Origin of the sequence: Brevundimonas sp., from assembly GCF_965227765.1 — a bacterium.
Classification (GTDB): Bacteria; Pseudomonadota; Alphaproteobacteria; order Caulobacterales; family Caulobacteraceae; genus Brevundimonas.
Map to the genome: position 1 here is coordinate 3,222,911 of NZ_OZ245778.1, position 13,864 is coordinate 3,236,774.

Annotated in this window: 13 protein-coding genes; 8 read left to right on the top strand and 5 right to left on the bottom strand. The window is 66.5% G+C overall.

Translation table 11 applies throughout. From position 1 onward, the window contains the following. The first annotated feature begins 16 nt into the window (after positions 1-16). A complete protein-coding gene (queG, locus tag ACO05L_RS15465; RefSeq protein WP_421730054.1) occupies positions 17-1,147 on the top strand; it encodes a tRNA epoxyqueuosine(34) reductase QueG in 1,131 nt (376 codons plus the stop codon). Between the two features lie 148 nt (positions 1,148-1,295). Here the strand turns inward: queG and ACO05L_RS15470 are convergent, their stop codons facing one another. Further along, positions 1,296-1,820 (bottom strand): FKBP-type peptidyl-prolyl cis-trans isomerase, encoded by a 525-nt coding sequence (locus ACO05L_RS15470; protein ID WP_421730055.1) that lies wholly within the window; start codon positions 1,818-1,820, stop codon positions 1,296-1,298. Next, complete coding sequence (locus tag ACO05L_RS15475; protein ID WP_421730056.1) at positions 1,801-3,003, bottom strand: threonine ammonia-lyase; 1,203 nt, start codon at positions 3,001-3,003, stop codon at positions 1,801-1,803. Before ACO05L_RS15475 ends, ACO05L_RS15470 begins: the two co-directional genes overlap by 20 nt. Positions 3,004-3,226: 223 nt before the next feature. On the opposite strand from ACO05L_RS15475, the gene ACO05L_RS15480 reads away from it, so the two are divergent. From ACO05L_RS15480 to ACO05L_RS15490, 3 genes are all read left to right on the top strand, one after another. Beyond that, positions 3,227-3,730, top strand: a complete 504-nt coding sequence (locus tag ACO05L_RS15480; protein WP_421730057.1) for a hypothetical protein — start codon at positions 3,227-3,229, stop codon at positions 3,728-3,730. Between the two features lie 80 nt (positions 3,731-3,810). Continuing rightward, positions 3,811-4,485: a hypothetical protein gene (locus tag ACO05L_RS15485; RefSeq protein WP_421730058.1), complete on the top strand. Its 675-nt coding sequence runs from the start codon at positions 3,811-3,813 to the stop codon at positions 4,483-4,485. 117 nt (positions 4,486-4,602) lie between these two features. Then, positions 4,603-4,800, top strand: coding sequence for a hypothetical protein (locus tag ACO05L_RS15490; protein WP_421730059.1), 198 nt, complete (start codon positions 4,603-4,605; stop codon positions 4,798-4,800). A gap of 102 nt (positions 4,801-4,902) precedes the next feature. On the opposite strand, the gene ACO05L_RS15495 is transcribed toward ACO05L_RS15490, so the two are convergent. Together ACO05L_RS15495 and nhaA are read right to left on the bottom strand one after the other, a co-directional pair. Continuing rightward, positions 4,903-7,575 carry a TonB-dependent receptor gene (locus ACO05L_RS15495; protein ID WP_421730060.1) on the bottom strand — a complete coding sequence of 891 codons (2,673 nt, stop codon included), beginning with the start codon at positions 7,573-7,575 and terminating at the stop codon, positions 4,903-4,905. Between the two features lie 250 nt (positions 7,576-7,825). Next, entirely contained in the window at positions 7,826-9,013 is a 1,188-nt protein-coding gene (gene nhaA / locus ACO05L_RS15500) for a Na+/H+ antiporter NhaA (protein WP_421730061.1), read from the bottom strand. A 238-nt stretch (positions 9,014-9,251) separates the two neighbouring features. Here nhaA and ACO05L_RS15505 point away from each other — a divergent pair, with 238 nt between their 5' ends. Together ACO05L_RS15505 and ACO05L_RS15510 are read left to right on the top strand one after the other, a co-directional pair. Further along, the gene (locus ACO05L_RS15505) at positions 9,252-10,664 is read left to right on the top strand and encodes a protein adenylyltransferase SelO (RefSeq protein ID WP_421730062.1); all 1,413 of its coding nucleotides are present in this window, start codon (positions 9,252-9,254) and stop codon (positions 10,662-10,664) included. Positions 10,665-10,849: 185 nt separating this feature from the next. Further along, on the top strand, positions 10,850-11,269 hold the full coding sequence (locus tag ACO05L_RS15510; RefSeq protein WP_421730063.1) for a DoxX family protein: 420 nt from the start codon (positions 10,850-10,852) through the stop codon (positions 11,267-11,269). Here ACO05L_RS15510 and ACO05L_RS15515 read toward each other — a convergent pair. Next, the gene (locus ACO05L_RS15515; RefSeq protein WP_421730064.1) at positions 11,266-11,526 is read right to left on the bottom strand and encodes a DUF2256 domain-containing protein; all 261 of its coding nucleotides are present in this window, start codon (positions 11,524-11,526) and stop codon (positions 11,266-11,268) included. The two genes, ACO05L_RS15510 and ACO05L_RS15515, sit on opposite strands and share 4 nt — an antisense overlap. On the opposite strand from ACO05L_RS15515, the gene ACO05L_RS15520 reads away from it, so the two are divergent. Further along, positions 11,525-12,007, top strand: coding sequence for a MerR family transcriptional regulator (locus tag ACO05L_RS15520; RefSeq protein WP_421730065.1), 483 nt, complete (start codon positions 11,525-11,527; stop codon positions 12,005-12,007). The two genes, ACO05L_RS15515 and ACO05L_RS15520, sit on opposite strands and share 2 nt — an antisense overlap. A 4-nt stretch (positions 12,008-12,011) precedes the next feature. Further along, positions 12,012-13,793 carry an acyl-CoA dehydrogenase C-terminal domain-containing protein gene (locus tag ACO05L_RS15525; protein ID WP_421730066.1) on the top strand — a complete coding sequence of 594 codons (1,782 nt, stop codon included), beginning with the start codon at positions 12,012-12,014 and terminating at the stop codon, positions 13,791-13,793. The last annotated feature ends 71 nt before the right edge of the window (positions 13,794-13,864 follow it).

Sequence of the window (13,864 nt, forward strand, 5' to 3'; positions counted from 1 at the left end):
TGGCTATGAGGCTTTCATGCCCGCCGATCCCCGCGATCACATCCGCAAGACCGCCTCAGACCTCGGCTTCGACGTCTGCCGCTTCGCCTCGGCCGCCGAGCCGTGGAGCGCGGGCGAGCGGCTGGCCTATTTCGTCGAGGCCGGGCGGCACGGCGACATGGGCTGGATGGAGACGACGCTGGAGCGCCGCGCCCACCCCACGGCCATGTGGTCGGAGGCCCGCACCGCCATCGTCCTGGGCCTCAACTATGGTCCCGAGCACGACCCCCTGCCCGAGATGGCCGACCGTTCGGCGGGCTATGTCTCGGTCTATGCGCGGGGCGACGACTATCACGAGCTGATCAAGGGCCGGCTGAAGCAACTGGCCGGCCAGGTCGCGGCTCGGACCGGCGCCGAGGTCAAGGTCTTCGTCGATACCGCTCCCCTGATGGAAAAACCCCTGGCCCAGCGCGCCGGCCTGGGCTGGCAGGGCAAGCACACCAACCTGCTCAGTCGAACGCACGGCAACTGGCTGTTCCTGGGCGTCATCCTTAGCGCCGCCGACTATGAGCCGGACCCGGCCGAGATCGAGCATTGCGGCAGTTGCACCGCCTGCCTCGACGCCTGCCCGACCAAGGCCTTTCCCCAGCCGTTCCAGCTCGATGCCCGACGCTGCCTGTCCTATCTGACCATCGAATATCCGGGGCCGTGGCCGGTGGAGTTCCGCGCCCTGACCGGCTCGCGCATCTATGGCTGCGACGACTGCCTGGCCGTCTGCCCCTGGAACAAGTTCGCCGCCGCCTCGAAAGAGACGCGGTTGCAGGCGCGCGAGGCCTCGGTCTCGCCCCGGCTGGCCGACCTGGCGGCGCTGGATGACGCGGCGTTCCGGGCGCTGTTCTCGAAAAGCCCGATCAAGCGGATCGGCCGCGATCGGTTCGTGCGCAACGTGCTGTACGCCGTAGGCAACAGCGGGGACGAGGCCCTGGTCGCGACGGCTGTGCGGTTGCTGGACGACGCCTCGCCCCTGGTGCGCGGCGCGGCGGTCTGGGCGGCGTCGCGTCTGATGCAGGCGAAGGGGTTCGCCGCCCTCAGAACCGCGCGGCTGGCGAGCGAAACGGATCAGGACGTAAAGAACGAATGGCGACAAGGTCTCCTCCCTGTCGCGTAGCGATGGGGAGGTGGCTCGGAGCCTCTTGGCGACGAGACGGAGGGGTTCTTGAAGCAGGCGCAGTCTGAGGCCGCGTCAAGAACCCTCCCCCGCGAAGACCCGGTCCCTCTCCCTGTCGCGTAGCGCAACGGGGAGGAGACCTGAAACCCTAGCCCATCGCGACGCCGACGCCCCGGTTGCCGCCTGGCACCGGAGCGACATCCAGCAGCTTGATGCGGAACACCAGCACCGCATTGCCGGGGATCTTGGTCCCCCCGCCGCGCTCGCCATAGCCCAGGGCCGGCGGCACATAGAGCAGCCATTCGTCGCCGGCCTTCATCCGTTGCAGCGCCTCGGTCCAGCCGGGCACGACCTGTTCGGGCGAGGTGACGAAGGGCTGGCCCTTGGCGAAGGAGCTGTCGAACACCGTGCCGTCGGTCAGAGCGCCCTCGTAATCGACCCGCACCAGATCGTTGGAATCGGGGCTGGCCGCGCCGGACGGACCGGACTGGACGACCTTGTATTGCAGGCCGCTGGCCAGGGTCTGTACGCCCTCTTCCTTGGCGTTCGCCTCCATGAAGAAGGCGGCGGCGCGGGCGTTCTGTTCCAGGTCGGCGGACGACACGGCGCTGCGGCCACATCCGGCCAAGGCCAGAACCCCGACACTCAGAACACTAACCCATCCGAAGCGCATAACCCTTGTCCTTCAACGCCTGCCCGATCTCGTCGGCGTGGGCGCTATCGCGCGTTTCGACCATGATGTCGAACTCGGCGCCCTTGGCCGGGACGTCGAGAGCCAGGCGGTTGTGGACCACATCGATGATATTGCCGCCCAGGCCGCCGATCACCGCCGCCATGGCCGACAGCATCCCCGGCCGGTCGTCGCCCAGGATGCGATAGACGATCAGCCGACGCTCGCGCACCATCTCGCGGTTCAGCACCACGGCCAGCATCCGCGCATCGATATTGCCGCCGCACAGCACCAGCCCGACCTTCAGGCCCCTGAACGTGTCGGGATAGGCCAGCAGGGCCGCCAGCCCCCCGGCGCCCGCCCCTTCGGCCACCGTCTTTTCATAGGTGGCGTAGAAGGCCACGGCCTTTTCGAAATCCTCCTCGGCGCAGACCAGCACATCCTCGACCAGGGGATCGGCCAAAGCGAAGGGGATGTCGCCCACGTCCTTGACCGCGATCCCCTCGGCGATGGTCGCGCCGCCGCACCGCGCTTCGGTCCCGTTCCGGCGTGCGGAAAACGACGGATACATGGCCGCCTCGACGCCGAAGATGCGGATGTCCGGCTTGATGGCCTTGGCCGCCACCGAACAGCCGGCGATCAGACCGCCGCCGCCGATGGGGATGATCAGCACATCCAGATCGGGCGCGTCCTCAAGGAACTCGATGGCGCAGACGCCCTGGCCCGCCACCACGCCCTCGTCGTCGAAGGCCGAGATGAAGATCAGGCCCTCCTCGTCCCTCAGCCGATGGGCCTCGGTCGTCGAGCCGGTGAAGTCGGCGCCCTTGATGACCACATTGGCGCCGTGGCTGCGGGTGCCGTCCACCTTGGTGAAGGGCGTGCCCTCGGGCATGACGATGGTCACGGGCACGCCCAGCCGTCCGCCGTGATAGGCCAGGGCCTGGGCGTGGTTTCCGGCCGAGGCCGCGACGACGCCGCGCGCCTTTTCCGCCTCGGTCAGCTGCATCAGCCGGTTCAGGGCGCCCCGCTCCTTGAAGCTGCCGGTGAAATGCAGGTTGTCGTATTTCACCCAGACCTCGGCGCCGGTCAGCTTGGACAGGCGGCGCGAATGGCGCACGGGCGTGCGGTCCACCTGGCCGGCGATGCGCGCCTGGGCGGCCTGGATATCGGCGAAAACGACGGTCATGGAGCCTTCCTGTCGCGCCGTTGTCCCGGCGCCTGAGAGCGGCGTCGGGACCCGTCCCGCGCACGCATTTGTCCCGCTTGTGGCGCCGGGCGCGACAAGCGGCAACCTTGACCTTGGGCGATGCGTTAGGCGTTAGTCGGAATCGCCCCGGACGCGAGTCCGGTCCAGATCTGCGCCCGAAGCCTAAACCATCGGACACACCGAGTTCGCCAAGGAAACGCCCATGTCGACCCGCCCCCTTCTCGCCATCGCCCTTGTTGCGGGCGCCCTGTCGGCCTGCGCGACTGCGCCGGCGACCTTCTCGTCTGGTCCCATGTCGTCGGCCTTCAGCACCGAGGCCTTTGGCTGGTCCGCGCGTCCGGGCGGCGGCGGCATTGATGGCCGCGTGGCCTTTTCGCGCGAGGGCGTCGACTATGGCTGCACCGGCTCGGTGGCGCTGACGCCCGACACCCCATATACCCGTGCCCGGTTCCAGAGCCTGTATGGCTCGACCGAGCGCGCCGCCATCCCCGAGGCCATCGTGCGCGCCCGCACCGTCGCCGATCCCAATGCCGACTACCGCTCCTTCGTCCGCTCTTCGACCTGCGCCGATGGCCGGTTCTCGTTCTCGGGCCTGCCTGACGGCGGCTGGTTTCTGATCGCTCCGGTCAGCGCCGGCGGCGACCGGATCGTGCTGATGCGTCGTATCGAGACGCGCGGCGGCCGGGTCATCACCGTCAATATGTAGGCCAACACAGTCCGCGTAATCAGTAGGCGTTTCGTCGTTCACATCGCGGTCCGGACATCGGCCGCCAGGAGGCGTTAACCATGAAAGCCATCGCCGCGTTCGCCGCCCTTCCTGTCCTGCTGTCACCCCTGCCGGCGACGGCGGGCGCCCAGGACCATTACGCAAACCAGGCCTATTACGGGTCCCAGGGTCATGGAGCTCAGGGCTATGGCTCTCAGGGTTACGGGAACCAGCAGTCCTATGCCTACCAGAGTGGCGGCCAGCAGGATTACGGCCGTTACGGTCAGGGCGGCTATTATGGCGGCGCCTACAGCGGCGGCTACGACTACAGCTACGGGGGTCAGCGCGACGTGCCCGGCGACTATCGCTGCGATGCCTATTGGGATCGCGGACGCAACGACTGCAACGCTTCTTGGCGAGACCAGCGTGGTTACGGCTATGGCTACAACGCGAGCTATGGCCGTGGCGGCGATGGGAACCAGGCCGGCCGCAACTATTATTCCAGCCAGTCGGGTCGAGGCTACGGACGGGGCACGACCTATTACGGAGCCTATGGCCAGCCTGATGTAGTCTATGCCGTTCCGACCGGCGGCTATGGCCCGTCCTATGGGGGTCATGGCCAGGGTTACGGGCACGGCGGCTACGGCAATCGCAATCAGGGCCGCATCGAATGGTGCCGGTCGGCCTATCGGTCCTATGACCCGCAAAGCGGCTATTACCGGGCCTATAGCGGGCGATTGGTCTATTGCGGCTGATATCCGTCCGATCACGGATTCGTCGGTGAGCGCTGTTCGCCTTTGTTTGGCCCCACCTCGCGTCCCTTGAAGGGCTGTCCCACGTCCGGGGCGGGCCATCAGTCGGGGAGCGCGTAAATGTCCCAGCACAACATCAGCGGTTCGGAAGCCTTCAACCGGACGCCGTCCGTCATTATCCGCTCGGTCAAGACCGGCGGAATGCGTCGTCGCCGCAATCGCACCGCCATGGCCTTCGTGGCCGGCGCCGCTGCTGCCGTCATCGGCGGCGTGGTCGCAGCCATCGCCATCTTCGGCCCAGGCCTCGCCGGGGGCTGAGGCCTGAAGGCGCCGCCCAGGCGCCTGAGACTTCCCTGCGCACAATAAAAAGCCGGCCGGGGTTTCCCCCGGCCGGCTGAAGTCGTCACCCTTGGCGGGTGATCAGTATTTGAGGCGAAGGGTCGCGCCGAACGTGCGGGGCGCGCCCAGGAAGGCGTTGTAGGTCGTGGTGTCGGCGGCCGGATTGTAGAAGCTGCCGTCCGTCTGTTGCGTCGCCGAGAACGGGCTGCCTTGCAGCGGACCGTTGAACACGACCTGGTAATACTCCTCGTCCGTCAGGTTTTGACCCCAGACATCCAGAGCCCAGCCGCCGCCTTCGGAGCCGATGGTGACGCGACCGTTGAGGAGGGTGAAGGCGTCCTGCATCTTGGCCGGCAGCAGGTCCGAGCCCGTGTTGTATTCGGTCGTGTACTTGGCCGACAGGTTGAAGCCCGCGCGCAGGCCCATGCCGATCGAGCGATCAAAGGCGATCGACGCCGACGCGGTGTATTCCGGCGCGAACGAGACGGTATTGCCCGGCAGCAGGCTGAGAGCCGGGAACCGCGACGGAACCTGCAGATCGGACGCGCCGAACTCGCCATAGGTGCTGTCGGTATAGGTGGCGCCGCCGGACAGGCTCAGGCCCTCGATGGGGGTGAACCAGACGAAGTCCATGTCCACGCCCTTGGAGTTCAGCTCGGGAATGGTTTCGACGATGAAGGCGATGCCGGCGAAGGTGTTCAGCTGGAAGTCGTGGAAGTCCTGCTGATAGGCCGTCACGTTGAACAGCAGCGAACGGTCGAACAGGGTGCTCTTGAAGCCCAGTTCATAGCTGTCGACGGTTTCCGAGGCGAAGGAGGTGTCGTCGACCGGCGTCGGGTTGCTGTTGGTCGCCGAAGTCGGAGCCGAAGACCGTTCCAGGTTGAAGCCGCCGGCCTTGAAGCCGCGAGCGGCCGAACCATAGACCATCAGGCTGGGGCTGAAGCGGTACTGGACCGCCAGCTTGCCCGACAGATCGTCGTCGTCCCACTTCTGGGTATAGGCGCGACCGTCGAAGTCCGGGTTGGTCTGGTTGATGCAGAGCCCGCCGCCCAGGAAGGCGTTGAACGGAGATCCGGCGGCCAGAAGCGGGTTCTGACGCGCGGCGGCGCAGACGGCGCCATTGCCGCCGATGTTGTCCTGAGCCGTGTTGAGGGTCTTGCTCTCACGCGTATAGCGCAGACCCAGGGTGACCTGCAGCTGTTCGGTCGCGCGCCAGGTGTTGTTGGTGAACAGCGCGATCGAGTCCGAGTCCTGGCCGTAGCGGTCCACATAGCCCGATCCGGCGGCATAGCCGGTGCCGGGCGCGATGGGCGGCCCGCCCAGGAAGAAGTTTCCGCCCGAGGTCGGCGGTGCGCCGCAAAGGACGTTGGCCGGGAAGGGCGCGGTCAGGCAGGACAGGACGTTGGGCGCGATGACCGGGATCAGCGACGGCGCCAGCGAGGGGTCGCCCAGGGCGCCGGCGATCGCCGGGGCGAGCTGGCTGGCCAGCAGGCCCGACAGATAGGGGTTCCAGGCCGCGCCGAAGATGAAGCTGTCGTTGCGCTGCAGGTCCTCCTTCGAACCGATGACGCCGACCAGCCAGTCGAACCGGTCAGTCGTACCGGCCAGGCGGAACTCCTGGCTCATCTGATCCAGGCCGAAGCTGAAGTCGCCGTTCGGCAGGCGGTAGAAGAGGTCGGCGCCGGTAAAGTCGATGTCGGAACCGTTCACCGTCTCCCACGAGCGGAAGGCCGTGATCGACGTCAGCGAGGCGTTCCAGCTGGTGATGTCGATATTGGCTTCCGCCGAGATGCCCATGTCCTCGATTTCCTGGCTCGTCTCGCGGTTGGCGAAGACATCGCGAGAGAAGGGCAGTTCATTGCGGTTGGCGTAGTTGGGGGAGATGGGGCCACGGATGCCCTCCCCGCCCGGGGTCACCAGGTTGACGATCGCGCCGGTCGGGCCGGTGACGACCTGGCTGGCGACGCAGCAGTATTCTTCGCGCTTCGAATAGTCGGCGATCAGACGGATCGAGGCCGTGTCGGAGGGCAGGATCAGAAGCTGGCCGCGAGCGGTCCAGAAGTTCTGGTTCTGGTCATCGGTCTCGGTGCGCGGGCCGTTCACGACGTTGACGTCGTAGAAGCCGTCGCGCTCGCGCTTGGCGATGTAGAAGCGACCCGCGATCTGCTCGCTGAGCGGTCCGGTCACCGAGGCCGAAGCGCCCCAGGCGTTGAAGTTGCCGCCGGTGATCTCGACTTCTGCGCCCGGAGTGAACGAGGGCTGTTCCGAGATGATGTTGATAACGCCGGCCGAGGTGTTCTTGCCGAACAGGGTGCCCTGGGGTCCCTTCAGGACCTCGATGCGGCTGAGCTCGCCCAGGTCGCCGAAGCCGACGCCGTTGCGCGAGCGATAGACGCCGTCGATGACGATGCCGACCGAGCTTTCGATGCCGGGGTTGTCGGCGACCGTGCCGACGCCGCGGATCCGGGCGGTGGTCACCGATTCACTGGTCGTCGAGGTGACGATCAGGCCGGGGGTCAGGATCTGCAGATCCTTGATGTCGCGAACGCCCGCACCGTTCAGGGCGGCCTCATTCAGGGTCGTGACCACGATCGGCACATCCTGAAGGCTCTGCTCGCGCTTCTGGGCGGTGACGATGATGTCGTCGACGCTGGACGGCGCGTCCTGTGCAGCGGCGACGCCGGCGAAGCCGAAGGCCGCGGCGCTGACGACCGCAACCGAGGCGGTGTTACGGAGAATTCGAGTAAGACGCATGGACGGCTCCCGGCTCATGGCCCGACCACCTGAACGGCGATCGCGGCGTTCCTGTATTCCCTAGCCCGCGTCATCTTCTGTGACTGCGGGTCTCAGTTCCAAAGGCGTAGGGCAAGCCGTTACACGCGACAAGCAGCCGCGGGGGCCGCCGCCCCATTTCCGCCCCACCCGGCAAACTGTGTGGCGCAAAAGCGACAGAAACCGATGACCCTAGGTCAATATTCGGCGGGTTTTGTCAGTAACGCGTAAGTTACTCGGCGTTCCCTGCATCGTTTTTCGCAGTTGCGAAGACCAGCGCCGCCGCGATCGCTGATAGAAGTGACCCGCCGAGCACCCCCAGCTTGACCTCGATTTGCTCGGGCGAATCGACGGCGCCGGGAAAGGCCAGAGTTCCGATGAACAGGCTCATCGTGAAACCGACGCCGCACAACAGACTGACGCCATAGACCTGTCGCCAGGTCGCGCCGCTGGGCCGGGCGCCGATCTTCAGCGCCGAGGCCAGCCAGGCCGCGCCGAAGACGCCGATCTGCTTGCCGACGAACAGGCCGAGCGCGATCCCCAGCACCAGGGGCGCGAAGGCCTGATCCAGCGAAAGACCTGCAAACGACACCCCGGCCTTGGCGAAGGCGAACAGCGGCAGCACCAGCCAGGCGACATAGGGGTGCAGGTCGTGCATCGCCTCCTTGAGCGGGGACTGGCCGTCCTCGCTGCGTGGCGCGATCGGCACGATGGCGGCGAAAGCCACGGCGGTCAGGGAGGTGCTGAGCCCCGCCTCGACCGTCAGCCACCAGACGAGGGCGAACCCCAGGACCCAGAAAGGCGCCGGCACGCGCATCGTCCTACCCCAGATCGCCCCCGCCACAAGCAGGACCGCGACGCCCAACAGCGGCATCAGGGCCACGCCCGAACTGAACAGGACGGCGATCAGGGCGATGGCGCCCAGGTCATCGACGATGGCCAGGGTCAGAAGGAAGACGCGCAGCGACGATGGCAATCCCTTGCCCACCAGACCGAAGACCGCCAGGGCGAATGCAATGTCGGTGGCCAGGGGCACAGGCCAGCCAGCGTGCGGCCCGCCCAGCGATCCGGCCACCACCAGATAGACCAGGGCCGGGCCGACCATCCCGCCCAGGGCCGCCAGAACGGGCGTCGCCAGCTTTCGCGGATCGCTGAGTTCGCCCCTGAGGATCTCGTATTTGATCTCAAGCCCCACCACGAGAAAGAAGACCGCCATCAGGCCTTCCTTGATCCATTCCGAGATCGTCTCCTCCATCCGCAGAGGTCCGATCTGCAGGACGTGCACGCTTTTCAGCCAGGTGAAGTAATCGCCGGCCAGAGGCGAGTTGGCCACGATCAGCGCCGCCAGCGCCGCCGCACCGAGGGCGGCGGCCGATGCGGTCTCGGTCTTCAGAAAGTCTAGGGTCAGTGTGCGCGCCACGGCGGCCTCCGATCTGGAAGGTTGTTTCCGTGACGCCCGGTTATCGACGGGCGCCGGACCGGATTCGTCCCGCGAAGGGAGCGCCAGCCTGGCCCCGAGAGGCCTGATCTCTGCGGATCAGGATACCCCGCCTGGCAAAGGTTTCAACCGAAACCCGTGCGCCCGCAGAAGTCTTCTTTCGGAGAAGGATCTCGTTGGCGTCATTGCTTTGCGGCCTTCGCCACCGCATCTGACGCCCATGCCCGTCTCTGCCGACTACCATCCCGACCCGCGCTTCTTCGACCTGGGCGACGAATATGGCGACGCCGTGCGCGCCGCGGACTTCCCGCAGACCCTCCTGCGCTATCGTAACCAGAGGGCCGCGGCGACCGTCGGGCTGGACACGCTGAGCGACGCCGAATGGATCGCCCATTTCGGCCGGTTCGAACCCCTGCCCGGCCAGCCCGGCCCGGTCGCCATGCGCTATCACGGGCATCAGTTTCGCAACTACAACCCCGACCTCGGCGACGGGCGCGGCTTCCTGGCGGCGCAACTGAGAGCCGACGACAATCGCCTTCTGGATCTCGGCACAAAGGGTTCGGGCACGACGCCGTGGTCGCGCTCGGGCGACGGACGACTGACACTGAAGGGCGGGGTCCGCGAGATCCTGGCGGCGACGCTGCTGGAGGCCCTCGGCGTCCCGACCAGCCGCGCCCTGTCCCTGATCGAGACGGGCGAGGAACTCGAGCGCGGCGACGAGCCCTCGCCGACCCGATCCGCCGTCCTGGTCCGGTTGCAGCACAGCCATGTCCGGTTCGGCACCTTCCAGCGCGCCGCCTTCTTCCAGCGGGCCGACATGATCGAGACCCTGGTCGAGCATGTCCGCCAACTCTATCACCCCCAGGTCGCTGCCGGAGACGCCCCCGGTCTGCTGGCCGCCATCGTCGCCGCCTCGGCCAAGCTGACGGCGCGCTGGGTGGCGGCGGGCTTTGTCCACGGGGTGCTGAACACCGACAATCTGAACGTCACGGGCGAGAGCTTCGACTATGGCCCCTGGCGCTTCCTGCCCGCCTACGAGCCCGGCTTCACCGCCGCCTATTTCGACCAGACCGGCCTCTATGCCTTCGCCCGCCAGCCCGAGGCGGTGTTCTGGAACCTGACCCAGCTGGCCGGTTGCCTGAAACTGGTCGCCGACGCCCAGCCCCTGACCGACGCGCTGAACGGGTTCGGCCCCGCCTATATCCGCGAGTTGCGCGCCGCCTTCCTGGCCCGGCTGGGCGTTCGGTCCCTGGGCGAGGCGGCGGATCAGAGGCTGCTGGACGCCACCCTGGCCCTGCTGCGCGAGGGCGGCGAGCGGTTGCGGTGGGAGCCCCTGTTCTTTGACTGGTTCGGCGGCTTCGCCTCGTCGGCTCGTGCCCTCAGCGGCCTGCGCAGCGCCGTCTATCAGGGCGAGGCCTTCGACGCCTTCCGCTTCGCCGTGTTCGAGCACGAACCTGACCGTCCCGAACGACTGGAATCACCCGTCTTCGCCGCCCCCGAACCCGAAGAAATGCTGATCGAGGAGGTCGAGACCCTGTGGGCGGCCATCGCCGTTTCCGATGATTGGACGCCTCTCACCGATAAGCTGAACCGCCTCGAAGCGGCGCGCACGGCGTATAAAATAGAACTCTGAATTCAATCGCTTGCTGCGAAATCGGGCAGGTTATCGCCGCTAAGTCATCAACTGATGTCATCAATTGATGACAAAATATGTCAGCTGTGCCATAAAGGGTCTTGCAGACAGCCGACGGGCTTACAATATCCGTGACTGTTGCAGTTCATCCCACGCCCTCCCCGGCGTCCTGACCAGAGCCCCACATGGCCGCTACCCTTTCTTCCGGGTCGAACCCGCGCGCGCGTCTGCACGCCAACTATCGCAACCTGGCCCTCTGGACCTTCCAGGGCTGGCTGGCGATGTTCTTCATCGCCGCCGGCTACGGCAAGATGACCGAGTCGATGGACAATCTGGCCGCCCTGATGACCTGGCCGGCTCTGGTCGCCGAGCCCCTGGTGCGCGGCCTTGGCGTCGCCGAACTGCTGCTGGCTCTGGGCGTGCTGGCGCCCCTTCTGTCATGGAAGATCGGCCGCCCCGTCCTGCTGGCGGCGGCGACCGGTCTTCTGGCCATCGAGACCCTGATGCTGGGCGTTCATGTGATCGGCCTCGATCTGGGCCTGTCCCTGGTCAACATCTTCCTGATCGCCATCACGGTTCCGATCCTGCTGGGCCGCCGCGCCTAAACCTCGCCGGCCTCGCCGACCGAGCGACAGCGGTCCGAGCAGAACCTGACCTGATCCCAGTCCCGCGCCCATTTCTTGCGCCACGAGAAGGGTCGTCCGCAGCAGACGCAGGTCTTCTGCGGCAGGTCCCGCTTGTCCGTTCCGGCGTCATTGACGTGTTTTCGGGCCAGGCCGAACGCTCCCTGTGCAGTCGAACTGCGGCCCCCGTAAAAGCTTCCCTTTACGTCCGCGTCAAGTTCGCGATACATAGACTGCATGTCGACAGCCGACGATCACCGCACCTATTCGATCCGCCAGCTCTGCCGCGAGTTCGGGGCGACGGCGCGCGCCCTGCGATTCTACGAGGACAAGGGTCTTCTGACCCCCGCTCGCAAAGGCCAGACGCGCGTCTATGACGCCCGCGACCGCGCCAGGCTGAAGCTGATCCTGAGGGGGCGCCGCATCGGCTTCACCCTGCAGGAGATCCAGGACATGCTGGATCTGTATGACAACAAGGACGGTAATGTTCATCAGATGGCCATCGCCCTGCGCCGCCACCGCGCGCAGATCGAGGCCCTGAAGCAGCAGCGCGATGATCTCGACGCCGCCATCACCACCGCCGAGGACGCCTGCGCCGCCATGGAGGTCCGTCTGACCGAGATGCGGCCAGACCTTCTGCCAGGGGCCGAGGAATATGCCTCGGTGCTGCGCGAACACCTCGACCAACACGCCCATCACCCGTTCAAGCTGAGAGCCTGACCCCATGGCCTACAAGGCGCCCGTCCGCGACCTGACCTTCATCCTGAACGAAGTTCTGGAGATCGACCGCTATTCCAACCAGGCCGGGTTCGAGGACATCTCCTCGGACCTGGTGCAGCAGATCCTGGAAGAAGGCGCCAAGTTCGCCGAAGAGGTCATCGCCCCGATCAACCACTCGGGCGACAAGGAAGGCTGCCATTGGGACAATGGCGTCGTCACCGGACCCAAGGGCTGGAAAGAGGCCTATCAGGCCATGGTAGCGGCGGGCTGGCCCGCTCTGTCGGCGGACCCCGCATACGGCGGCCAGGGCATGCCCTCGGTCGTCGGCATGGCGTTCGGCCAGTTCACCGCCGGCGCCTCGGCGGCCTTCTCGATGTATCCCGGCCTGACGGCGGGCGCCCACGCGGGCATCCACGCCAACGCCTCGCAGGAACTCAAGGACAAGTACCTGCCCAAGATGACCACCGGCGAGTGGGGCGGGACCATGAACCTGACGGAGCCCCAGTGCGGCACCGACCTGGGCATGGTGCGCACCAAGGCCGTGCCTCAGGGCGACGGCACCTACAAGATCACCGGCCAGAAGATCTGGATCTCGGCCGGTGAGCACGACTTCACCGACAACATCATCCACACCGTCCTGGCCCGCGTCGAAGGCGCTCCGGCGGGCATCAAGGGCCTGTCCCTGTTCCTGGTGCCCAAGGTGATGGTCAATGACGACGGCAGCCTGGGCAAGCGCAATTCGCTGATGTGCGCCGGTCTCGAGCACAAGATGGGCATCCACGGCAACGCCACCGCTGTCATGCAGTACGACGGCGCCACCGGCTGGCTGATCGGCGAGGAAGGCCGGGGCATGAACAACATGTTCGTGGTCATGAACGAGGCCCGCCTCGGCACCGGCCTGCAAGGCCTGGCCATCGGCGCCGCCGCCTATCAGGCCGCGCTGGAGTTCGCCAAGGACCGCGTCCAGGGCCGTTCCCTGACGGGGCCGAAGAACCCCGACGGCCCGGCGGACAGCATCATGGTCCACCCCGACGTGCGCCGCATGCTGCTGGAATCCAAGGCGTTTGTCGAAGGCGGCCAGGCCTTCATCCTGTGGACCGCGCTTCAGGCCGACCTGCAGAAATCCGCCGACGAGGCGACGGCGCAGAAGGCCCACGACTACATGGGTCTGCTGACCCCGGTCCTCAAAGCCTATCTGACCGACAAGGGTTTCCACGTCGCGTCGCTGGGGATGCAGGTCCACGGCGGCAGCGGCTATACCGAACATTTCCAGGCGTCCCAGTATCTGCGCGATGCCCGGATCACCATGATCTATGAAGGCACCAACGGCATCCAGGCGCTGGATCTGGTGGGCCGTAAACTGCCCGCTGCCGGCGGCCGCGCCATCATGAGCTGGTTCGCCGACATCGACGCCTTCGTCGCCGAGAACGGTGCGGAAGGTCCGATCAAGCCCTTCGTCGACGGCCTGGCCGACGCCAAGAAGAAGCTGCAGGAGGCCACCATGTGGCTGATGCAGAACGGCATGGCCAACCCCGACAACGCGGGCGCCGCCTCGACCGATTACCTGAACATCTTCGGCGTCACGGCCCTGGCCTATCTCTGGGCCCAGATGGCCAAGGCCGCCCAGGCCAAGATCGACGCCGGCTCGGACGATCCCTTCTATGTGACCAAGCTTCAGACCGGCCAGTATTTCGTCGAGCGCATCCTGCCCGACGCCGGCGCCCACCTGATCAAGCTGAAGTCCGGCGCGGATGTTCTGATGCAGATGCCGGTCGAGGCGTTCTGAAGACGCACTGACCTTTCCCTCCCCCTGCGGGGGAGGGTGGTCGAAGCGAAGCGGAGACCGGGTGGGGCGGG